Origin of the sequence: Hoylesella loescheii DSM 19665 = JCM 12249 = ATCC 15930, from assembly GCF_000378085.1 — a bacterium.
GTDB lineage: Bacteria > Bacteroidota > Bacteroidia > Bacteroidales > Bacteroidaceae > Prevotella > Prevotella loescheii.
Genome location: NZ_KB899213.1, coordinates 295,812 through 318,914, shown reverse-complemented (window position 1 = coordinate 318,914; position 23,103 = coordinate 295,812). Strand labels below are relative to the sequence as shown.

The following is a 23,103-nucleotide window of genomic DNA, read 5'->3' as shown; positions in this document are numbered from 1 at the left end:
CTGCCAACAAGTTATAAGCAACCTGTCTGTACAATGCCCTTTGTAGTGGAGCTACAAGCTGTTTGTAGTCGTGCTACAATTTTTTTGTAGTGCCAGTACAAGCCTTTTGTAGTGTCAGTACAAGCCTTTTGTAGTGGGGCTACAAGCACCTTGTATTGGGGCATGTGCGTGCAGCCGTACGCTGCTTAAAGGAAATTACGATGGATACCTAATACTTTTTTTACTAAACTTCAAAGTCATTTCGTTTGCGCTATATGTTTTTTAGTTTCACAATCTCGATACCAAAGGGGGCCACTAGGCCCGCTTTCAAACACTGCCCACTGACGTTTGTTAGGCGCATTTGTGTGGGGCGGTTGGTGCTGTTCATAACGATGGCATAGCCATGACTGCCTTTTGCGGAACGTGCAACAAGCAATTCGAGGTTGGGATTATGGCACGAAAGGCTCTCGTTGCCAATGGTTAGCTCTACATTTTCGCCGTCGATAGTGCCCGAAGAGAAGCCCAGAACCTTGTGTGGCCCAACTTTTGGCGTTACGAAACCTCGCGGAAATGATATGCGCCCCTTGCTGCGCAGCTCGGCTTCGGCCACAAGGTAATCGGTTAGCCAGCCCAATTGCCACCATGCGTGTTGTGGATAGGGTAAGGCAACCTTGTTGAAATGTGCCCAATAATAGGCTGCAATGCCCGATTCGGGTTCAACAAAGCGGTCGCGGCCATTGGCCGAGGCGCGTGCCATGTCGAGATAAAGCACATCGCCCGTTTGTTGATAAAGCCTTACGAACATGCCCGCAAAGCTTGAAAGGAGGATTGGTCCTTGCGGATTGGCCGACCCAATAACGCCGATATGTTCGCAAGCCAATCCTGCTTGGGTGTATTGTAGGGGGTTGAGGCTGCGTCCTTCCTTATCTTTAAGGGGAGTTACGTCGGCAGGATGGGTGTATATATAGGTGGTGAAATAGCGTGCCGTGACCAATGCTGCGTCTTTATAGCGCACATCGCCCGTTAGTTGGTGCATGTCGAGCAAAGCCTGAACCGACATGGCTGTGGCAAAATCGGGTGCAAAGCGCGTGTCGCCGCATACTCCAACTAAGGCGGTTGGGCGCACGGCATGCTGTACAAACCAGTTGGCACCACGTACGGCGGCTTGCAAGTACTTGTCGTCGCCCAGCATTTTATAGGCCACATACATGCCGTAGAACGTGGGACGAAGGTCTTTTAGGTCGGGCAAGATGTCGGTTTCGTCTTTTAAGCTTACGCCCAAAGGCCAGCTGCCGTCTTGCCTTTGCATAGCCAGCAATAGGTTGGCCGATGTACGCAGACTTGCTTGCAGAGCAGTGTCGTGGGGCTCGAACAGCAGCATGTTTGCCACATCAATGAGCGAATAATAGGTAATGGCGATGGGTTCGATGTGTTCGCCCCATTCTTCCACCCAACGCTTACTCTTCCACAAGAAGTATTGCCCTTGCGGTGCACCTGCGTATTTGCCTGTGGCAAACTGTTGTTTTAGTTTGAAGTTACGCACGTAGGGTAGCAGGTTGTTAGCCAATACCGTGTCGTTGGCCATGCGCACCGTCATCCACATGGCCCCGTAGTCGGCGTTTTTCATGGCATCGTTGTTTGCGCCATGCACGCCTCCACGATAATCTTGTGCGCTGATTGACACGCCTTCGCACTCTGCCTTTCGGAAAAGCTTTGCCGATTGGGTACGCATATAGTGGTAAATCTTGTTTATGCGGGCTGTGAGTGGTTGCTCGTTGGTGGCCTTACGCATAGCATCGAAGCTATACATGCTATAAATCACTTGCTTATAAACGTCGTACCAATTGTTTTTAGAGAGGATGATACGATAGGCAAAATGCAACTTTTGACCTTTCTTTAATGCTGCTTTGGGCGTTCCTAGCACAGGATAATATAACAGGGGACTAAGTTTTCCCTCGACATCCATAGCACCATAGCCCACGTTCCATTGGGCATGCGTATTCTCTCCGTTGAGGTAAGGCTTGCGTGGGAACTGCCTTTCGGGTGCTATGCCGATGGTTAAGCCCTGCGTTTGCATGATAGACACGGGCGTTGTGGCGCACTTGTCTTGGTATACAACGGGCTTGTTGGGCATTCCGTGTTCGTAAACGTAGGCCGAAACGAAATCGGGATTTACCCATTCGGCATGCACGTAGCCAGGAATTACTGCCTTAAACCCCGTTTGGGGTTTGGCGATGGGTAGGCTAGGGGTGGATAACGAGTAGCAGCCATCTTGTTTTGGCACGAGGGTTTGGCTTACGAAGAGGGAGTTACCTTTGCCCGAGATGCGCAGATACACATCGGCCCACTGGCTTTCGGCCTTTAATGTGAGCGGTTGGAGCGATACAACATGATATGTTTGCAGCTTAACGTGCGTGCCAGCCGTAAGCAACGATACGTTGGTGATGTTGTTTAGCCATGCCCGCCGTGGGTAAATAAAGTTGTCTTCAATAAAATGTATGTTGTGCGTAGTTTTGAAAGTGTCGATTACTTGTGGTTTAAAATCCGTGTCGGCAACGAAGAGGTGCTGCCCGCTAAGGGGCAAGCGCACCTGACCGTGCGTGGTAGGCACAACCAATGTGTTGTCGGCAGGGCGATAAACAATTTGCTTAGGCGTGCGTGCATGGAGCAAAGCACATGCAGAAAGCAACAGGCCTAGGGCGAGGGTAATGCTTCTTTGCGTCATAATGATATGAATTGAATGCCCAGCAAGGCCACAGCCGCATTGGGCGAAGCGTTAGAGAGGCGTATTTCCAAATGGTTGGTGGTGATGCCTTGACCATCGAACTGCACCTCTATCATGGCCTGATAGTTATTAGTAATGGTGATATGCGTGTTGGGCGAGGCAATAATCTCGATGCCGTCTACACATTGAGGCATGCGGTTGTCGGCGTGTCCCCATTGAACGGTTTCCATCGGATGGTCGTAATCCACGTCAGTGAATAGTTTTATGCCCTTTATCTGCTGTTCTTTTTCCCACGTAAAGCTTAGTGTGGGTTGCTTATCGTGCAAGGCCGCAACCCATGCGTTGGGTTTGTTTACGGGTCGATAGGGCGGTGCGAGCAGGTTTTCGGGTGCGAAGCAACGCAAACCGGGCGTTATTTTCATGGCGATGTTGTAAGCCTTTTCGCGCCTTTCGGGACACCAGAACTCAAAACTTTCTACGCCGATGTGGGCAGGCGGTTCTTGTTTACCCCAGTTGGATACGGCCGGAAGGCACTTGTTGAAGGTTGCCATTACGCCGCTAACAATGCTGTTGCATGCTTGCAGTGCCACATGTTCGTTCTTTATGAAGCACACAAAGGCGTAGCAGTCTGATGGGATGCGGCATTTAAAGGCTAATATAACCTCTTGTTCGCCCGCATGCAATGGCAGCTCAAAGCTTTCTAACGTTAGGACGGGGGTGTGATTAAAGGGCTTGCTACTGATGCGTAGCTCCACTTGCAGGCTTGTTTCTTCGCCGGCTCGAAGCCAAAGGCTGATGTGGGGCATTGCACCTTTGCTTATCGGGAGCATCTGTGCTGCCGAATGCACCAGCATTTTCCACTCGCCACTGGGTGGTAATTGATCTAAAACCAATGTCGACGATGCCATGATGGTGGCTGTTTGCAGCGCGTGATTGGCTATCTGCACATCGGTTTGAGGCAGGTAAACGCCATTGCGCGTGAGCAAGGTTTGCAATTTGGCCATGTGTTGCTCGTCCATCAGTTCGTCTGGGATGCAATTGTGATGTATGCAATATGCCGCGGCTGTTCCCACTGCTTCGCCACCAGCGGCGCAAGTGGCCATCACTCGCGTTGAGGCGAAGGCCACATGGGTGGCGCTAATGATGCGCCCGGCCAGGAAAAGGTTGTCTAAATGCGGCGTGATGTAGCAGCGGTAGGGAATGGGGTAGATGCCTTTGGCATGCCATTGTGTACAGGCTTTCTTCTCTTTGCTAAACACGCCGTCGGCTGGATGCAGGTCGAGCGACCATCCGCCAAAGGCAACAGCATCGGGCTGCATGCGCTGTTCGATGATGTCTTGTTGGGTAAGCATGTAATAACCCACGAACCTTCTGCTCTCGCGTTTACCCGGAATGGTGCCTGCCCACTCTAATGTAAGGTTGCGCGACTCGGGAAAACGGCCTGAGTTTTTAATGTAATTCCAAATGCCGTACACCACACTGAGCAGCCGATATTTTACTTCTTCTGTGTCTTTGATGGTGTCTAGTCGGCCTCCGTATTCAATCCACCAGTATTTGCAGCCTGCTTCTTTGGTAGAGAAATACTCTTGGTTGTGTATCTTGTTAATGCTACTTTCCACCTCGTTGATGCTAAGTGCAAAATGTGGAGGCACGTATTGCACGGGCTTTCCTGCATCTTTGATGTAGAAGAAGATGGTGTGGCCCAGCTTTTCGCCGTATGTTTTTTTGTTGGGTGCGAACTTTTCGCCAAACTCTTCGGCGTCTTCCGCCCCTTGTCGATAATGTGCTCCTGCCATGTAGGCCAACAGTCCATCGCCCGTTGCGTCACAAAACAGCTTTGCGTTAAAGAGGTAGCGGGTTTCGTTCTGGGAATTGTAGGCCGTTACGCTGGCAATATTGCGCGAACCATTTTTCTCGATGTCGTATACCACAGTGTTGAGAAACAACGATATGTTGTTTTCGGCCAGCACCTTGTCTAGCAATACGGTGTCGAAGATAACGGGGTTTCCTTCCTTGTTGCGGTAGGTGTTCTCAACCAGTAACTCGTTTAGCAGGCCGCCTTCTCTTGCCCAGCGGTTGTTGTTGCCCATGTGTGATGTTGCACCCAGCACCCATAGCCGCACTTCGCTTGATGCGTTTCCGCCCAGCACAGGCCGGTCTTGCACCAGCGCAACCCGAAGTCCTTGTCGGGCGGCAGCTATGGCGGCGCATACGCCAGCCATGCCTCCACCAGCTACAAGCAGGTCGGCGGCCACGTGTTGAGTGCGTTGTGTGCGCTTATTGTTTTCAAATAGTTCTTCAATCATTGCTAGTTCTTGTTTTCATTGTTTTTTTTAATGCTCCATGTTAAGGCCACTCCAATGAGCATAAAGCAAGCCCCAGTGCCTGTAACCAGCATGGTATGCCCCTCGGAGAGTAGTCCTAGCAGGGCGATGGCAAGGCCGATGAAGAATATTCCCAGGCCTATGATGCGCTTGCTGTATGTGTTTTCGCTTTTGGCTTCGGCTTGTGCTTGTGTCGTTAGGGCGTTGCGCTTGGCATTGTTGGCTTGTTCCCATGCGGCATATTCGGCATAGCGGTTACTGGTTTTACCTGTCAGCACAAAATAAATCTCGAAGGCTGCGAGCATGATAATGGGCAAAGCGCAACCGAAAACCATTTCGCCCGTGCGACTAAATGTAAAGCCCGTTAGTACTGGCACCGCGAACTTGAACAACACATTAACCACCAATGTGGTGATGGTGGTGGCCAATATTGTTGTGCCTGTTTGCCGACGTGAGAATAATGTCCATATAACGGGTAGGTAAAGTGGAACGCCCGTGAGGGCTGCAAGGCTGATTACCACATTGACAACGCCGCCCATGTGCTGTATGAGCAGGGCTATGAGTATGCTTATAACGCCAAAGGCCACGGTGGAAAGGCGTGCCACAAGCATAAGCCGCCGCTGCGAGCTGTGCGGATAGAGGCGTTTGTAAAGGTCGTTGGTTACTACGCCCGATGCAATGTTGAGCTTCGAGTTCATCGCACTGGTGGTGGCGAATATCATTCCGCCTATCATCAGCCCTAATATACCCTTTGGCAACACTTCTTTGCACATCATTAGATAAGCGCCCTCGCTCTCCATGATACCCAAAGAGGGATTAAGTAGATAGTAGACCATTGGTGGAAGCATCCACAATATGGGGCTCACGAAGTATAAGGCAGCGAAGAACCACCCCACACGCTTGGCGTCTGTGCTAGTGCGAACGCAAGTGAAGCGTTGCACGTAGGCCCAGTTTCCGCCAAGGAAGATGGCGTTGTAAAGTCCGAATGCGAGGATAAAAAGTAGTGGGTATTCGTTGGCTGTGAGGTGGAAGTATCTCTCGGGCAGTTGCGAGAGGAGTGCGTGTAGCCCGTCAACGCGTTCGAGTGATAGTGGTACAACTATAATAATGGCCGCCATGAGAATGATAAACTGCAAGACATCGGTGGAAACAACGGCCCAAAGTCCGCCTGCCGATACGTAGAGTATGCAGAATGCACCCAAGAGAATGATGCAGAGGTTGAGGTCGAGTGCAGTAGATACCTCCACAATCTTGGCTACTGGATAGAGAAAAGACGCCGTAAGGAAGAGTGAGATGAAGAGAAACAGGAAGGTATAGGTTTTCTGAACATGTACGCCTAGACGCTTGTCAATGTATTCGGCCACGGTGAGCGAGCCTGTTCGGTGCCAACGGGGGGCAACACACGTGCCCACGAGCAGTCCTGCCAAGGCCATTGTCCATTGTATGCTTATCGCAACCCAGCCGTGTAGGTAGGCAACAGAACCCCAAACGACAAAAGTGCCGGCCGAGAAAAAGCTCATGAAGAGCGAAAGACCGCTGGTTTGCCAAGGAACGGCACCGCCTGCGGCAAAGAAAGAGGTCATGTTCTTACCTTGTTTGGCAAAGGCCATGCCTGCCGAAAGTACGCCGATGGTGAGCAAAGTCACCATGATGAAGTCGAGTAGGCTCATGATTGTTAGGATTTATTGTTGCTACTATACCTAATAGGAGATGTTTAACAGGACAAAGATACGGCGAAAAAACAGCAGGTAAAACGGAAAAACTGAATATCTACGTAAACGTTTGCAGTGGTAAAAAGGTGAAAAGGACTTTAAAGGGTGAAAGGGTGAAAAGATGGCTGCGCCTACTAATGAATGCGTGTGGCTAGTATGCCTAGCAAGCCTAAGCATATCTAGCAAGCCTTGCCCAATTAGCCAATTAGCGGTTAGGCGTTTTGTGTGTTATTGTCGTTTGCTTTTGTAAATTGCGCGCTGTGCAGGAAAGCTAGTTCTGCGAGTGGGGATAAGGCAGCGATGTCCGAACCCCTTTATTCCATCTTTCTAGCAGGTAAAGTAGAGCCCCTAACATTTAGTTTCCCATCTAGAACAATGGTTTCGATGGGTGTTGTGGCGTCTGCCATCTGCCTGAGCAGACGTTGTGCTGCCACTCTACCCATCTCGAAGGTGGGTTGCGATACGCTGGTAAGCTCCATAATACGGCCAATGGGCGACTCGGAAAAACCTGCTACAGCCACATCTTGCGGAACGCGTAGGCCTCGTTTGCGCAATTCGAGCATACATCCCACGGCAATAGGGTCGTTAACGGTGAAGATGGCATCTGGGCGTTCTTTAAGGCTAAGCAGATAGTCTATGCCCACTTTGGCGCGATCTTGCTGCACGCCAACGTGCATGATGTATTTGTCTTTGATGGGAATGCCGTGCAGTGAGAGAGCATCGAGATAACCTTGCAAACGCTCTTTGGTTATGGAAAGATGTTCGTTGCCCGCTAGGTGAGCGATGTTGCGGTAACCACAACGCACCAAATGATCCACAACTTTAAATGCCCATTTGCGGTCGTCAATAACCACTTGTGTGGCGTGAAGCTCGGGAAGCACGCGGTTGACAAACACAACAGGGGTCCCTTCGCCAATGATACGATGATAGAGAGCGGTGTTTTGAGCATCTTTGGTTACTGAAACGATGAGCCCTTCCACCATACTGGATTCTAGCATCTCAATGTTACGTCGTTCGAGTGTAGCCGATTCGCTTGACTGGCAAATCAACACCTGATAGCCTTCGGCATTCAATACTTCCTGAATACCAATGATAATCTCGGGAAAAAAGAATGTGGTGAACTCTGGAACCACCACGCCAACCATGTTGTTTCGGCGTTTCAACAAGTTCCGCGCATGGATGTTTGGCTTGTAACTCAATTCGCGAGCCTTGCTCAATACACGCATGCGCGTTTCTTCGCTTACCTCATGACTGCTGTTAAGCGAACGCGAAACGGTGGCAACAGATAGCCCTAAGGCCTTGGCAATGTCTTTAATAGTGGTTTTGGGCGACGTCATTCCTGATATTTCTATGTGGTAGTGTTATTACGTAGCTGGTTATAATGGACAGGGCGAACGCTCTCGCCTGCTTATGCAAAGGTAATGGATATTTTTGAAGCGCAGTTAGTTTAGTGCTAAAAAGTGAGATAGAGCTAATGGCTCGCTAGGCACTCGTCAGGTAGTTGATTTGCCAACTCTTCAACTAGCTAATCCGCCCACTTGTTTACTCATTAGGCAGTTTGTTTGCCTGTCTGCTTGTTTACTTATTCACGCATTCACATGTCCGCTCTTTCGCTTATCAACAGGCAAAATGCGCTTGTAATCTCTTCACTAGTAGACCTCTTTCACTGTTCATAATGCCGCATTTATTGTTCTTAAACTATCTAAATTCTTCTATATTAGATATTTTTGCATCAAAATGTTTGGAACGAAAGAATTAAATTCGTATATTAGCATCGTAAAAAGAAATCGGTTTTGGGTGATAAAAAGGGCGATGTCAAGTTTGCTTACGCGATGCCCACAAACCAGAAACGATATTGTGAAAACGAGCGCTGCTAACCCCAGCATTAACTGACAGTGAGGAATTGCAGGCATGGCGTACTACTTAGGCATGGTGGCCTAGTTGTGGTTGTTGATGTGCGTCAATGCGGCATCCACGTTGGAATAAGGCCTGATGGCTCTCTGCATGGGCTTGCGCTCGTTAATCGCACTTTTTACGATGAACGCCCCACGTGCTGGCTTGTTCATCAGCTATCTCTCTCTATTGTTTAATTAGCCCCGAAAGTTAGAACATTACTTTCGGGGCACTCTTTTGTTAGGCGGTAAGGCGCCAACCTTGCGACAACAAACTGCCCGACAAAACGGTAAGGGATGCATCCCGATAAAACACAAAAAACGCCACCCTCACGTATCGCGGGGGTAGCGTTCTTTATTTTTCTCTTCTTTGGTAGAAGTGATTACTGAATAGATTCCGTCAGTTCAGCGCCTGCCTTGAACTTGGCAACCTTCTTGGCGGCGATAGTGATTTTTTGTTTCGTTGCGGGGTTAACACCTACGTGAGCAGGACGTTCGTTAACGCTGAATGTGCCGAAGCCCACCAACTGAACTTTATCGCCCTTTACAAGAGCACCCTTAATTGCTGCAACTGTTGCGTCTAACGCCTTCTTTGAGTCAGCCTTGCTCAAGCCTGAGCCTGCTGCGATTTTGTCAATCAAATCTGTTTTGTTCATATAACTTTGAATTATAAATAAGTGATAAATGTGTATGTGCTATGCTGAATTGAGGGCAAATATAGACGTTTCGTTTCGAAAATCAAACAAAAAAGAAAAAAAAGTGAAGTTTTTTTTGAAAAATTGTCGTTCCATAGGGCTTTTTATGCGCATTGACAGATATTTTTAGTACTTTTGCCCATGTTATAACATTTCAAACAAACCACATAGTTAATGGGCAACATACCAACAATTACGAAAAATCTGCTAATCATCAATGTACTCGTGTTCTTGGCTACATTGGTGCTGCAAAGCGGTTCTGGCATAGATCTCAACAACATATTTGGACTCCACTTTTTTAGGGCGTCCGACTTCCGCGTTTACCAACTTGTAACCTACATGTTCATGCATGGTGGGTTTACGCACTTATTCTTCAACATGTTTGCTTTGTGGATGTTCGGCGTTGTGGTAGAAGGCGTGTGGGGTCCACGTAAATTTCTCTTTTATTATATAGCTTGTGGCATCGGTGCAGGCATCATGCAAGAGTTGGCGCAGTTTGTGGAGATTTACCTGCAACTTAACGAGCAAGCCCCGTTAGGTGTGGGCGAGGCCTTCGTGGTGATGGGTAAAATAGCCGACCAGCTTAACGCGCTCACCACCGTGGGTGCTTCTGGCGCCATCTACGCCATCCTCTTGGCCTTCGGAATGATATTCCCCGAAAACAAGATCTTTATTTTCCCCATCCCAATACCCATCAAGGCCAAGTGGTTTGTTATGGGCTATGCCGCATTAGAGCTGTTCCAGGCCATGGCGGGCACAGGTGGCAACGTGGCGCACTTAGCTCACTTGGGCGGAATGATATTCGGTTTCTTCATGATACGCTATTGGCAGCGCCATCCTTCGCACGATTTCTCGCAACGAAGAGGTCCTAATGCCTTCGAGAAGATGAAAGATTTCTACGAACGACATAGCCAGTCCACACCCGAAAGTCCGCGTGAAGAAACACGAACGGAAAGCGATTGGGACTATAACACACGCAAGAAGGCCGAACAAGACGAAGTAGACCGCATACTGGACAAGATACGCAAGAGTGGCTACGACAGTCTTACGCGCGAAGAGAAACAACGCCTTTTCGACCAAAGCAAAAGACAATAGGCGAAGAGACGATGCAGGCTAACGTGAAAAAATGGATTGTGCAGCTCGCCAGTGGTGCCAATGTGGCCACCATTCTGGTGATGCTTGCCGTGGGATATAGCGACAGGGTGAACCCCGAGGGTCATCCCCTGCTGGCTACTTTGGGCCTAACCTTCCCCGTCTTCCTTGCCATCAACGCCGCCTTCATGGTGTTTTGGGTATTCTTCAGGCTACGTAGGGTGCTCATTCCAGTGATAGGCTTCGTGGCCTGTTATGGTCCAGTGCGGGCATATATACCATTTAACATGAACCCAACCGTGCCCGACAGCTGCTTCAAAGTTTTATCCTACAACACCTTAATGTGGGGTGGCGGCGAGGCAACAGAGGCTCAACGCTGGGAAATGCTGAACTACGTAAAGGCGAAAGATGCCGACATACTGTGTCTACAAGAAGCAAATCTGGGCGGAAAGTTCCAAACCACCATCGATTCGTTGCTTAACAGCATCTACCCTTATCATGACATAAAGGAGAAAACCACCATCTACGATCGCCTTGCGATATATAGCAAGTACCCCATCTTGCGTTCGCAGCGCGTGATGTATCCGCAAAGCGCAGACTTCAGTCAGGCTTGTTGGATAGCCACGCCCGACGATACGGTGTTGGTTATCAACAACCACTTCGCCACGACCGGACTAACCGAAGCCCAACGGCAGAATTTTAAGAACATGCTTAAAGGCGACCTGCGCACCAAACAAATGCCAGGCTTGGGCAAAAGTCTGATACATAAGCTGGGCGAATATGCCCGAGTGCGTGCTCCGCAGGTAGATGCCGTGGCCCGTTTCGTGCGAAAGCACAAGGGACACAGCGTGATACTTTGCGGCGATTTCAACGACAGCCCCATCTCTTACGCCCGACATCGCATGGCAAAAGAACTCACCGACTGCTACGTAGCCAGCGGAAACGGACCGGGAATAAGCTACCACCGCAACGCCTTTTACGTGCGCATAGACAATATTATGTGTAGCGACGATTGGCAACCGCTTAAATGTGTGGTAGAGAATAAAGTGAAAACATCAGACCACTATCCCATCTTTTGCCAGCTGCAAAAAGTTCGCAAATAGGCAAAAAATGATAATATACAGAGCGAACTGTTTACTAATCTGAGAAAAATAAGTAACTTTGCAGGGTTGTATGGTCACAGAAAAACAATAAAACAAAAATAAAGTAAAATGCAAAACAAAGGTATCGTAATTGTAACTGCCGTCTTGCTGACGCTTGCAAGTATCTTCTACCTCTCTTTTTCAGTAGCAACCCGTTACTATGACGGGAAAGCTGCCGAGCTGAAAGACCCCATTGCCCAACAAGATTACAAGGACTCTGTGAAGTATCTTGGCATCTATAGCTACCAAAGGTGTTTGGAAACACAGATTGGTTTGGGCTTGGACCTCAAGGGAGGTATGAACGTTATTCTTGAAATTAGCGTTCCCGACGTTATCGAGACATTAGCAGACCACAAGACCGACGTGGCTTTCACCAAGTCGCTAGAACAGGCTAAGAAAGAAGAAGAAACAAGCCAGAGCGACTTTATCTCGCTATTCATCAAGTATTATAAGCAGAACGCACCCGGCCATAAGCTCGCCGAGCTCTTCGCCACGCAACAATTGCAAGGCAAGGTGTCGCCCCAGAGCAGCGACTCGGACGTTGAAAAGGCACTGAGAGCTGAAGTGCAAGCCGCCATCGACAACTCGTTCAACGTGGTGCGCACACGTATCGACAAGTTCGGCGTGGTGCAACCCAACATCCAAAAGCTAGAAGGACAAGAAGGCCGCATTATGGTTGAAATGCCTGGCGTACGCGAACCCGAACGTGTTCGTAAGCTACTGCAGGGCTCGGCCAACCTAGAATTCTGGGAAACGTTCAACGCTGCCGAGGTTGTTCCTTATCTCACGCAATTGGATGCACGATTGGCCAACGACCAAAACGGCACAGATACAGCAGCCGTTGACACCACCAACGCCAAGGCGAAAGCCGAACAAGAGGTGGCAAAGGCTAAGAACGAGCAACCCAAATTTAAGCTGAATGCAGGCGAAGATAATAAACCCGAAATGGCAGAACGTGCCAACGATGCCCAAATGGCTGCTGCCATCAAGGCCCATCCGCTGCTGGCACGCCTGCAAACCGTGGGCGGAAACTCCCTAAGCACTGTAGGTTATGCCAGCGTTCGCGATACGGCTGCCATCAACAAGCTTATCTATGGCGCCCTGGCCAAGCAGATTTTGCCCTCCGACCTTAAACTATTGTGGAGTGCTAAGCCATCTAACCAGGTTAGCGTAAAGAACATTTACGAACTGCATGCATTGAAAGTGACCAGCACTAACGGTCGTGCACCGCTCGAAGGAGATGTTGTGACCGACGCTAACGACGAGTTCGACCATAACAATGGTGCTCCCGTGGTGAACATGCGCATGAATTCCGACGGTGCCCGCCGATGGGCAGCACTCACAAAGGCCAACGTTGGCAAGGCGATTGCTATTGTTTTGGACAACGTAGTGTACAGCGCACCTCGCGTGACCAATGAGATTGATGGCGGTTCTTCTGTGATTAGCGGTAACTTCACCATCGAAGAGACCAAAGACCTTGCCAATACGCTGAAGAGTGGACGTATGCCCGCACCCGCACGCATCGTTCAAGAAGAAGTAGTTGGTCCTACACTGGGTGCACAATCCATCCAACAAGGTATCCAATCGTTTGCCATCGCCTTCGTGGTGCTCATGGCTTACATGATATTGATGTATGGCTTTACGCCAGGTATGATGGCTAACATGGCCCTCATCGTCAACCTATTCTTCACGTTAGGTATCCTTACGTCGTTCCAAGCCGCACTAACGTTATCGGGTATCGCAGGTATGGTGCTCTCGCTAGGTACTGCTGTCGATGCCAACGTGCTTATCTACGAACGCACTAAGGAAGAGCTTGCAGCGGGAAAAGGCCTTAAACAGGCTCTGAAAGAGGGTTATGGCAACGCATTCTCTGCCATCTTCGACTCGAACCTTACCTCTATCATCACGGGTATCATCCTCTATTCGTTCGGTACAGGTCCTATCCGCGGCTTCGCCACAACGCTTATCATCGGTATTGTTTGTTCGTTCTTCACCGCCGTGTTCCTCACACGTTTGGTTTACGAATATCAGCTGAACAAAGATCGTTGGATGAAACTCACCTTTACTACGGCCTTCTCGAAGAACTTCATGCAGAACGTGCGCTTCCCCTTCATGAGCGTTTATAAGAACACGTTCGTGCTTGTGGCCGTACTTTTGGCCGTATTCATCGGCAGTTTCGTAACTCGCGGACTGAGTCAAAGCATCGATTTCACTGGTGGACGCAACTACGTGGTTACGTTCGAGAAGCAAGTGCAACCCGAACAGGTGCGCACCATCTTGGCCAATGCCTTCCCTGGCTGCACCACTGGTGCCTTGGCCCTTGGTACCGACCACAAAACCATCCGTATTTCCACCAACTATAAGATAGAAAGCAACAGCCCCACGGTAGACGATGAGGCAGAAACCATACTGTATAACGCCTTGAAGAAGGCGGGACTTGTTTCGCAAAAGAACGTCGAGGCCTTTAAAAACCCCGACATTCGTCAAGGTGGATCCATCATCAGCAGTACCAAGGTTGGTCCTTCGGTGGCAAAAGACATCACCTACGGCGCCATCATCAGCGTGCTGTTGGCCATCTTCGCCATCTTCGTTTACATCCTTATACGTTTCCGCAACGTGGCCTTCTCTGTGGGTTCTACAGTGGCCTTGGCCATCGATACCACGTTCGTTATCGGTCTTTACTCCTTGTTGTGGGGCTTCATGCCTTTCTCTTTGGAAATCGACCAGACGTTTATCGGTGCCATCCTTACGGTTATCGGTTACTCCATTAACGACAAGGTGGTGGTGTTCGACCGTATCCGCGAGAACATGAAGTTGCATCCCAAACAAGATTTCCGTAGCCTATTCAACGACAGTATCAACCAAACGTTGGCTCGAACCATCAACACGTCGTTCTCAACGCTTATTGTGTTGCTCTGTATCTTGTTCTTGGGTGGCGAAAGCATCCAGAGTTTCGCCTTCGCCATGAGCCTTGGTGTTATCTTCGGAACACTCTCGTCTATCTTCATCGCTGCCCCCATCGCCTTCCTTACCTTGGGTAAAACCCACAAGGGACGCGCTTTGGAAGCTGCGACTGCATAACGACAACGCGACAACGCGTACAGAAACAAAGTGCCTCGCTCCTTTATATAATAAGGAGTGAGGCATTTTTTATAAACGATAATGTATGTCCGTTCGGGATAAAAGGTGTTTCGCAATAGCTCGCCTCTTGTTTTATGGCCTTACACCGACATACTTTCTACTGCCATGAACTTAACGTTCAAATAGTCCCCAAATAACTCCTACACTCTATCTTTTTATTCCTTGCCTTGCTATCACAATCTTGTACGCTTGTTACAGCTAAGATAGAACGTTGTTACATATCATCTGGAACATCGTTCCATGTCACATGGAACAGCATTCCACATCATCTAGAACAAACCCATAAGCGGTAAATGCCAACACTAGCGCATAACGTCCTGACGACCAAAGTTCTTCTTTCTGTCCTCATCCAACATTCATTTCTGCTCTAAAAGCAGGTGTTTATGGTCGTTCAAGACAAGCAACGCTGGTGTAAACATGAATAGTTAGTTGGGGATAATGCGCCAACTACCGCGTAGCGGTTGGGCTTTTGGTAAGGCAGGGAAACAAAAGTGAAGGGGTGAAAAGGTGAAAAGATGAGAAGAGCGGGGTGTAAAGCATCGGGCAGCAACTTGTAAGTGTCGTGCCATTCTAAATGGATGCGTGAGTTCGGGATAAACATGATAGGCCTGCCAGGGAAAACATATAACTCGCAACAACCCATATACGCTCAAGTGGCATTGAGTCATCTACCGCGTAGCGGTTGGTCCGTTGGTAGGGCAGCGTTGGGAGCGAGAGCGACCTACCCTGCCTAAGTGGTGCACCTAACCCCACAAGGCCGTAGGTCTTGGTCTTTTTCCAACAGCGAATTTGCATGAAGAAAAGGGATTGTTCATGAGCGAAACTTACCACATTTGACGGGCCAATAGTATCAAAAGGCAGACAAAATAATAGAGTGGTGCGAAAAACATTGCGCCCATTCTTCACCTAGAAACGCATTCAACGAAAACAGACCAAGACCTACGGCCTTGTTTTCGCCCTCCGTAGCTTAGGCAGGGTAGCTCGCTTTGGCTCCCAACCCTACCCTACCAACAGACTAACCGCTACGCGGTAGATAGTGAAACAGAGGTTTCTACGTCTAATCTTGCTTGGATTATACGATGCCTTATTCCTAGCTCGCACTTAAATTATGCGAGGGCAATTATATTTTATATCCGCCAAAAGAGAAAGCTTTTAGAAATTATTTACCATACAGAATAATTTTGTAACTTTGCCTTTGTAACGATGGCAATTGATGTTTTGTAAGCTGTGACACTTTAATACCATACGATTGCAGTAAATTTCATTAGCCACCATTTATGAGAACTTATAATAAGTTAAGCCACTGGCCACACCAGCTTACACGGCCAACACACCCTCATAAGCATGCTATGCACGCACCGTCTTCTCGTACACGCGCGCATATTATATAATAGGTATACGCCTACCCCACCACAAACAGCCATCTGTACCATTGGGGTATCGGTATCATAACCATTTGTAAACAATACGAGTTCAAAGTAAGAAGCAGTCGTTACGCCAACTACCGTGTAGCGGTTGATGGTATAAAGGTTGCTTCTTATCCCAAACTCGTAAGTTGTGGCACCATAAAACAAAAATGTATAACATCATATCAATATGCTATGGCTATCATATCAAAAGACGACAACCTTGCGTGGGGTGCTTATTTACTTATAGGATTTGTGGCCTTCTTTATCCTACCTGGCATCCTTATAATCATTCTGATGTATGACATTTCTGCCTACATAAAGTTACCCTTGTCGTTATTAACGACGGGCGTTACTTTATACGCCTTTAAAAGGTATCTGGGCCTGTATGTAGAGGATAGCGCGCGCCTATCGGTTCTTAGTAAAATGCACAAGATGTGTATTGGTTGGATCGTGTCTGTCCTGTATTTTTCGGCAATTGTGGCTTACTTGTATTTAACAGGCCACTATACGATTGTGGGCGTTAAGTTTAACTTAGACAGTCAATTGGGGTGGTTGGCTGTTTTCTTGTTGGTTGGCGTTGTCGAAGAAATTGTATGCCGAGGTCTTATTTTTCGCCTAATAAGCGACAAGTGGAACATTGTTGTTGGCCTGATAGTTTCCTCTCTACTCTTTGGATTTATGCACATCGTTAACCCAGGAGGAACGGTATGGTCTTCCTTGGCACTAGCCCTTAACTCGGGATGGCTAATGGCCATTGCCTACGCTTACCATCAAACGATATGGGTTCCAATAGGGATGCATTGGGCATGGAACTATATACAAGGTAACATATTTGGTTGCAGCGTGTCTGGGCAAGCAACAGGCCTCACCCCACTTATCACACCGTCAATATCTGGCCCCGACATATTAACAGGCGGAGAGTTTGGGCCAGAGGCATCGATAATAACCATTGTGATAGGAATAGCCATCTCAATCGTTTACACCATGCTGTATATTAAGAAAAAGAAGAGGATTGGCACAAGACCTGAAATCCTGTTTTGATCTCAGCCTTTATGCTAACCTGCGGTGGAACAAGCAAGAAACCGATATGCGCTTTGGCATTGGCTACCCCCCCCGATTTGATTACGTCTGGCAAACTGTTTGTTACCTTGATATAGGCTTTAATAATGCCTATGAGCAGCGTTTTCTCATTAACGGAGCAGTACAAAGGCGTTTGTACGGCGACTACAAGTTGCTTGTAGTGACACTACAAACAAGCGGTAGTGGCACTACAATTTGTTTGTAGCCACACTACAAAAGGCTTGTAGCGTGGCTACAAGGAATGTTGTAGGGTTCGAGAGGCTAGTTATAAAGATGTGTCTAGCCTGATAGGGGCTGGGCAATTACACATGTCGCCTGCCTATCTGATTAGTTCCACGCACCGCATTACCGCCCGTTTGCCCAACCCTTAAGCCTTAGCTCCCCCTCTACCTTCAAACCTGAACCGCTTGGGCGACTTGCCCGTGTGCTGCTTAAAATACTTGCCGAAGAACGATTGGTTGGGGAAACCCAGTGTCGCCACAATCTCCTTGATGCTTTGGTCGCTATAAAGCAACAGTTGGCGAGCATCGCTCATCACGATGTCGTTAATCCATTGCAGGGCCGTTTTACCCGTTTTCTCTTTCACAACCACCGATAGATAGCTGGGCGTAACGCAAAGCAGGTCGGCATAGAAAGCCACATCGCGATGCTTGCGGTAGTTGTTGTACACCTCTACGATGAAGTTTTGCGCCAGCTTATCGGTCACATTCCACGTGCCCACTTGCAAATGGTGGCTCACCATGTAGCAGTTTACAATTTCGTAGGTAAGCGTTCGGCACATCGACGACAACAATTCGGTTATCACCTGCGGGTTGGGCGAGTTGGCATAACTCTCGTTTTCGTGCGCCTCGCGCGCCATCAAGGTTTGCATTTGCGTAAGAATACGGTCGTATTGGCTCACGGAAAGCGACAGAAACGGGTGCTCACTGAAATACAATCCCGTGGTGATGTCCATCGTCTTGTTCACTATCGACATGATGAAATCGTAGTCCACGTAGAATATGATGCCGTGAAGGTCGTTGCTGAAATTATTGATATTGGCGTAGATGGCAGGGGGAATAAAAAGCGTGTCGCCCTTATTAATATGGTATGCGTTATTGTCGATGCTCACGCTGATGCTGCCTTGGGTACACAACACCAAAGCAAAAATGCGATGAATGGATATCAGTCGGCGCTCCATTTCGGTGTCAATGTCGGCCGCGTTAAAGCTTTGAAGCGTGAACGGAAGTTGCAATCGTTGTTCCATGTCTTTGTACATATTTATTGCAAATGTACTAACTTTTTGGCGTTAACTTGGCAAATACACCCCAAAATCTTTGTTAATATATAAAATAGAACATTTTTGAGCGTTTTTCAACCTTGTACGGGGTTAATTATATCCTTAATTTTGCATTGTCAAACATAATCAAGTCGTTTTTAGGGACATAATGGTCGTTTTCGACCAAAAAGTGTTTGGTAATCACCAAGTAAGTATATGGTAAAAGAAAGAAATATGACAAAAATCAATTTTTTGGTTGCATCGGCGCTCGTCGTGATGTTGAGCGGTTGCAACAGTAAGAAAGAAGAGCAAGCCGTTGCACCTATTAAGGTGAAAACGATGACCGTGCAGACTGGCAGCGTTGACGGAAGCCGCACCTACGTGGGCGTTATTCAAGAGAGCTATGGCTCTACTTTGAGTTTCGCCACACTGGGAACAGTGTCGCAGGTGTTGGCCGACGAAGGTCAGGCAGTGCGTAAAGGCCAGCTATTAGCAGTAATTGACAAAACCTCGGCACAAAGTGCGCACGACATGGCGATGAGTACCCTATCGCAAGCACGCGATGCCTTTAAGCGTCTGGAACAACTATATAAGAAAGGTAGTTTGCCCGAAATACGCTTTGTTGACGTGCAAACGAAGTTGGCCGAGGCCGAAGCAGCCGAGCGTATTGCCCGCAAGACGCTGCAAAACTGTGAACTGCGTGCTCCCTTCGACGGGTTTATCTCGCAGCGAATGGTAGACACAGGCAACAATATGGCACCTGGATTGGGATGCTTTAAGTTGGTAAAGCTTGACCGAGTGGAGATGAAAATCGCCGTACCCGAAAACGAAATTTCGGGCATTAGCAAAGGCCAGTCGGTGCCCTTCACGGTGTCGGCCCTAGGCGGAAAGGCTTTTGTGGGCAAGGTTACCGAGAAAGGCATACAAGCCAACTTGCTAAGTCATACGTATGATGTTATCGTTAGTCTTCCCAACGCAGGCCATCAGCTGCTTCCGGGCATGGTTTGCAGCGCACAATTGGCCAGTAAGGGTGGCGTGCAAGGTATCGTTGTGCCACAAGAAGCCGTGCTGATAGACGGGGCCAAACCATACGTTTGGGTGGTGGAAGACGGTACGGCACATCGCCGAGACATCACGCAGGGAGGCGTATGCCAAAGTGGCGTGGTGGTTAACGCCGGACTATCGCAAGGCGATAAGGTTATCATAAACGGACAAAACAAAGTGAGCGAAGGAGTGAAAGTGATTTAAATAGTAGTAAGGAGTAAGGGAATAAGGAGTAAGTTCGAAGTGTAAAGAGCGGGTTAAGCCATGTTCTTGGCCTTAGTAAGCTAGTTGTAGACTAGCCAAACTAGATTAACTATTACCGCTAGACTAACAAGTTTGAAAGACAACCATCCTTATTTTCCCGCTTTTCACCTTTAATAGGCCTCACATAACATTGGCACATTATGTCTAAACGCAAAAGAAATATCATAGAAAGTGTGATGCACTACAACAGCATCATGCTCTTGTTGATGGTGGTGCTCATCGGTTTCGGTGTGTTCGCACTCATCAACATGCCCAAAAACGAATTTCCTTCTTTCACCATCCGCCAAGGCGTGGTGGCCGCCGTTTATCCTGGCGCCACCTCTGCCGAGGTGGAAGAGCAGGTGACGAAGCCCTTAGAGACATTCCTTTGGAGCTTTAAGGAGATAAAGAAGGATAAGACGCGCTCACAAACAAAAGACGGAATAGCCTACATCTTCGTTGAACTGAACGACGACGTAACTAACAAAGACGAGTTTTGGAGCAAGTTCAAGATTAAGCTGCAACAGTTTAAGGTGTCGTTGCCGCAAGGCGTTCTGGCCCTAATAGCCAACGACGACTTTGGCGACACATCGGCCATGCTCATCACATTGGAGAGTAAAACCAAGACTTATCGCGAGTTGCACGAGTATATGAACACGCTGAAAGACCGCCTGCGTACTATTCCCGAACTGGCTAACCTACGTGTTAGCGGCGAGCAGGGCGAAGAAATTGGCGTGTATGTAGACCGTGACAAGCTGTCGGATTACGGCATCAACTCGGCCACACTCTTGGCTAACCTCTCCGCACAAGGCATGACGCTGGTGAGCGGAAAGGTTGATGACGGACAAACGACACGTCCCATACACCTTCGTTCACAAATGAACACCGAGAACGATGTGGCCAACCGCATCGTGTACAGCGACCCGCGCGGCAACGTTATCCGTCTGCGCGACATCGCCACCATCAAGCGCGAGTACCCCCAAGCCAACAAATACGTTAAAAACAACGGGCAAAAGTGCCTCGTGCTCTCGGTAGAGATGAACGAGGGAAGCAACATCGTGCAATTTGGAGATAAGGTAAAGGACATCTTGGGTCAGTTCCAAGAAGCGTTGCCACAAGACGTGAGCATCTATACCATCACCGATCAGAGCGAGGTTGTTAACTCCTCGGTTGTCGATTTCCTCAAAGAATTGCTCATTGCCATTGCCTCGGTGGTGGTGGTTATCATGCTTTTGCTGCCCATGCGCGTGGCAAGCGTGGCCGCTAGCACCATCCCTATCACCATATTTATAACCCTCGGACTGTTCTACGCTTTCGGAATAGAGCTTAACACCGTAACTCTTGCCGCGCTCATAGTGGCCTTGGGTATGATTGTAGACAACTCCATCGTTATCATCGACTCGTATGTGGAGAAGATAGACGAAGGTATGAGCCGCTGGCATGCCGCCACCTACTCAGCCAAAGAGTTCTTCTCGTCTATCTTCAGCGCCACATTGGCCATCTCCATCACCTTCTTCCCCTTGTTGCTCACAATGAAAGGCATCATGAAAGACTTCGTGAAGTGGTTCCCCTTAGGCATCAGTGTGGTGCTGGGCGCATCGCTTTTGGTGGCCGTGCTGGTGGTGCCTTGGATGCAATTCACCTTTATACGTAAGGGTTTGAAGAAAGAAAACAAGGGCGAGGGCAAACAGCGGCGCACCTTTCTCGACATCATGCAGGGTTATTACGATCGTCTAATCGAGCGTTGTTTCGCCCATCCGTTCATCACTTTGGGTGTTGGTGCGCTCTCGGTGGTGCTTGGTGCCACGCTCTTTGCGAAGATGCCGCAGAAGCTTTTGCCACGTGCCGAACGCAACCAGTTTGCCGTAGAGATTTACCTGCCACAGGGAACGAGCATCGAACGCACGGCTGCCGTGGCCGACAGTCTGCGCAACATGATGCAAGCCGACAAGCGCATACGCAACATTTCCACCTTCTACGGCATGTCGTCGCCCCGCTTCCAAAATACATACGCACCCCAACTGGGTGGCACCAACTATGCTCAGTTTATCGTAAACACCGACAACGACGCTGCCACCGTGGCACTCGTAGACAGCTTCACCACGCGATATACCGACCATTTTGCCGAAGCACAGGTGCGCATCAAGCAGCTTGATTATAGCGATGCCAGTTCGCCCGTAGAGATAAGGTTCAGTGGCGACGACCTCAACACCATCCGTCAGGCAGTAGACAGCGCCACGCGTCGCATGCGTGCCATGCCCGAATTGCTGTTGGTTCGCAACAATTTCGACGGCACTACCTCGGGTCTCGACGTGCAGATTGACGATTATGAGGCATCGCGATTGGGTATGAGCAAGAGTCTTTTGGCCTTAAACTTGGCCACGCGCTTTGGCGATGGCGTTCCACTCACCACGGTTTGGGAGGGCGACTACCCTGTAAAGGTTACGCTAAAAGACAGTCATGCGGGTCATCAAACACCTGAAGACCTCGAAAACGCTACTGTTAGCGGACTTCTCCCCGGTGTAAACGTGCCGCTAAGACAGGTGGCCAAGGTGACGCCCGACTGGACATACACTTCCATTCACCATCGCAACGGTGTTCGTTCGATGTCGGTTATGGCCGATACCAAACGCGGACTGAACCTCAACGACGTAACGGATAAGGTGATAGAAGAGGTGAATAAGATTGAACTTCCACAAGGAGTGACCATGACTATTGGAGGTCAAAGGGAGAAAGACCTAGAAACCGAGCCACAGATATATAGCGGTTTGGCCATCTCTGTGATGATTATCTTCGCCATCTTGCTATTCCATTTCAAAGACATTCGTATGTCGTTGGTCATCATGGTATCGTTATTGTTCTCGCTGTTGGGTGCTGCCACGGGCGTGCTCATCATGGGACAAGAGGTGGGTATTACTGGCATACTGGGCATTATCTCGCTGATGGGTATCATCGTGCGTAACGGTATCATCATGATAGACTATGCCGAAGAGCTCCGCGTGCATCATCGCCTATCGGCAAAGCGTGCTGCCCTGCAAGCTGCCCAACGTCGTATGCGCCCTATCTTCCTTACAAGTGCGGCCGCATCAATGGGCGTTATCCCCATGGTTATTGCCAATACGCCGCTGTGGGGTCCTATGGGCGTGGTGGTTTGTTTCGGTACAATCATCTCGCTACTCTTCATCGTCACCATGATACCTATCGGTTATTGGATGATTTTCAGGTGGGAAGACAGAAAGAGAACGCTAAAGATGGAAGCCACTTCTAGGAGTTAGGGAGTTATGGAGTTAAGGAGTTAAGTCATTAGCTTAGTCGTTATGCTTACGGATTAACTCCTTAACACCATCATTTCCTAAACTCCACTGCA

The 23,103-nt window shown here is 48.8% G+C and carries 13 protein-coding genes; 6 read left to right on the top strand and 7 right to left on the bottom strand.

What is annotated here, in order from left to right:
• Window positions 1-250: 250 nt before the first annotated feature.
• From F453_RS0106180 to F453_RS0106155, 6 genes are all read right to left on the bottom strand, one after another.
• Window positions 251-2,704: an ATP synthase F0 sector subunit C gene (locus tag F453_RS0106180; protein WP_018967242.1), complete on the bottom strand. Its 2,454-nt coding sequence runs from the start codon at window positions 2,702-2,704 to the stop codon at window positions 251-253.
• Window positions 2,701-5,010: an FAD-dependent oxidoreductase gene (locus tag F453_RS0106175; protein ID WP_018967241.1), complete on the bottom strand. Its 2,310-nt coding sequence runs from the start codon at window positions 5,008-5,010 to the stop codon at window positions 2,701-2,703. The genes F453_RS0106180 and F453_RS0106175 overlap by 4 nt, the downstream gene beginning before the upstream one ends.
• A 2-nt stretch (window positions 5,011-5,012) precedes the next feature.
• Complete coding sequence (locus F453_RS0106170; RefSeq protein ID WP_009236683.1) at window positions 5,013-6,698, bottom strand: sodium:solute symporter family protein; 1,686 nt, start codon at window positions 6,696-6,698, stop codon at window positions 5,013-5,015.
• 356 nt (window positions 6,699-7,054) lie between these two features.
• A complete protein-coding gene (locus tag F453_RS0106165) occupies window positions 7,055-8,077 on the bottom strand; it encodes a LacI family DNA-binding transcriptional regulator (protein WP_009236684.1) in 1,023 nt (340 codons plus the stop codon).
• A gap of 600 nt (window positions 8,078-8,677) precedes the next feature.
• Window positions 8,678-8,806 carry a hypothetical protein gene (locus F453_RS16445; protein WP_018967240.1) on the bottom strand — a complete coding sequence of 43 codons (129 nt, stop codon included), beginning with the start codon at window positions 8,804-8,806 and terminating at the stop codon, window positions 8,678-8,680.
• A gap of 209 nt (window positions 8,807-9,015) precedes the next feature.
• On the bottom strand, window positions 9,016-9,288 hold the full coding sequence (locus F453_RS0106155; protein WP_009236686.1) for an HU family DNA-binding protein: 273 nt from the start codon (window positions 9,286-9,288) through the stop codon (window positions 9,016-9,018).
• A 213-nt stretch (window positions 9,289-9,501) separates the two neighbouring features.
• Between F453_RS0106155 and F453_RS0106150 the strand changes: the two genes are divergently transcribed.
• The 4 genes from F453_RS0106150 to F453_RS0106135 all read left to right on the top strand — a co-directional run bounded on the left by F453_RS0106150 (window position 9,502) and on the right by F453_RS0106135 (window position 17,152).
• Window positions 9,502-10,422: a rhomboid family intramembrane serine protease gene (locus tag F453_RS0106150; RefSeq protein WP_018967239.1), complete on the top strand. Its 921-nt coding sequence runs from the start codon at window positions 9,502-9,504 to the stop codon at window positions 10,420-10,422.
• An 11-nt stretch (window positions 10,423-10,433) separates the two neighbouring features.
• Complete coding sequence (locus F453_RS0106145) at window positions 10,434-11,522, top strand: endonuclease/exonuclease/phosphatase family protein (protein ID WP_018967238.1); 1,089 nt, start codon at window positions 10,434-10,436, stop codon at window positions 11,520-11,522.
• 108 nt (window positions 11,523-11,630) lie between these two features.
• Entirely contained in the window at window positions 11,631-14,642 is a 3,012-nt protein-coding gene (secDF, locus tag F453_RS0106140; RefSeq protein ID WP_018967237.1) for a protein translocase subunit SecDF, read from the top strand.
• A gap of 1,661 nt (window positions 14,643-16,303) precedes the next feature.
• Window positions 16,304-17,152, top strand: a complete 849-nt coding sequence (locus F453_RS0106135) for a CPBP family intramembrane glutamic endopeptidase (protein WP_018967236.1) — start codon at window positions 16,304-16,306, stop codon at window positions 17,150-17,152.
• Window positions 17,153-17,558: 406 nt separating this feature from the next.
• Here the strand turns inward: F453_RS0106135 and F453_RS0106130 are convergent, their stop codons facing one another.
• Window positions 17,559-18,449, bottom strand: coding sequence for a helix-turn-helix domain-containing protein (locus F453_RS0106130; RefSeq protein ID WP_018967235.1), 891 nt, complete (start codon window positions 18,447-18,449; stop codon window positions 17,559-17,561).
• 234 nt (window positions 18,450-18,683) lie between these two features.
• Here F453_RS0106130 and F453_RS0106125 point away from each other — a divergent pair, with 234 nt between their 5' ends.
• Window positions 18,684-19,697, top strand: a complete 1,014-nt coding sequence (locus F453_RS0106125) for an efflux RND transporter periplasmic adaptor subunit (protein ID WP_025789881.1) — start codon at window positions 18,684-18,686, stop codon at window positions 19,695-19,697.
• A gap of 200 nt (window positions 19,698-19,897) precedes the next feature.
• Window positions 19,898-23,011 (top strand): efflux RND transporter permease subunit, encoded by a 3,114-nt coding sequence (locus F453_RS0106120; RefSeq protein WP_018967233.1) that lies wholly within the window; start codon window positions 19,898-19,900, stop codon window positions 23,009-23,011.
• The last annotated feature ends 92 nt before the right edge of the window (window positions 23,012-23,103 follow it).

Bases quoted from the DNA above. Each gene is read 5' to 3' on its own strand.
- F453_RS0106180 (WP_018967242.1), bottom strand. From the start codon at position 2,704: ATGACGCAAAGAAGCATTACCCTCGCCCTAGGCCTGTTGCTTTCTGCA.
- F453_RS0106175 (WP_018967241.1), bottom strand. From the start codon at position 5,010: ATGATTGAAGAACTATTTGAAAACAATAAGCGCACACAACGCACTCAA.
- F453_RS0106170 (WP_009236683.1), bottom strand. From the start codon at position 6,698: ATGAGCCTACTCGACTTCATCATGGTGACTTTGCTCACCATCGGCGTA.
- F453_RS0106165 (WP_009236684.1), bottom strand. From the start codon at position 8,077: ATGACGTCGCCCAAAACCACTATTAAAGACATTGCCAAGGCCTTAGGG.
- F453_RS16445 (WP_018967240.1), bottom strand. From the start codon at position 8,806: ATGAACAAGCCAGCACGTGGGGCGTTCATCGTAAAAAGTGCGATTAAC.
- F453_RS0106155 (WP_009236686.1), bottom strand. From the start codon at position 9,288: ATGAACAAAACAGATTTGATTGACAAAATCGCAGCAGGCTCAGGCTTG.
- F453_RS0106150 (WP_018967239.1), top strand. From the start codon at position 9,502: ATGGGCAACATACCAACAATTACGAAAAATCTGCTAATCATCAATGTA.
- F453_RS0106145 (WP_018967238.1), top strand. From the start codon at position 10,434: ATGCAGGCTAACGTGAAAAAATGGATTGTGCAGCTCGCCAGTGGTGCC.
- secDF (WP_018967237.1), top strand. From the start codon at position 11,631: ATGCAAAACAAAGGTATCGTAATTGTAACTGCCGTCTTGCTGACGCTT.
- F453_RS0106135 (WP_018967236.1), top strand. From the start codon at position 16,304: ATGGCTATCATATCAAAAGACGACAACCTTGCGTGGGGTGCTTATTTA.
- F453_RS0106130 (WP_018967235.1), bottom strand. From the start codon at position 18,449: ATGTACAAAGACATGGAACAACGATTGCAACTTCCGTTCACGCTTCAA.
- F453_RS0106125 (WP_025789881.1), top strand. From the start codon at position 18,684: ATGACAAAAATCAATTTTTTGGTTGCATCGGCGCTCGTCGTGATGTTG.
- F453_RS0106120 (WP_018967233.1), top strand. From the start codon at position 19,898: ATGTCTAAACGCAAAAGAAATATCATAGAAAGTGTGATGCACTACAAC.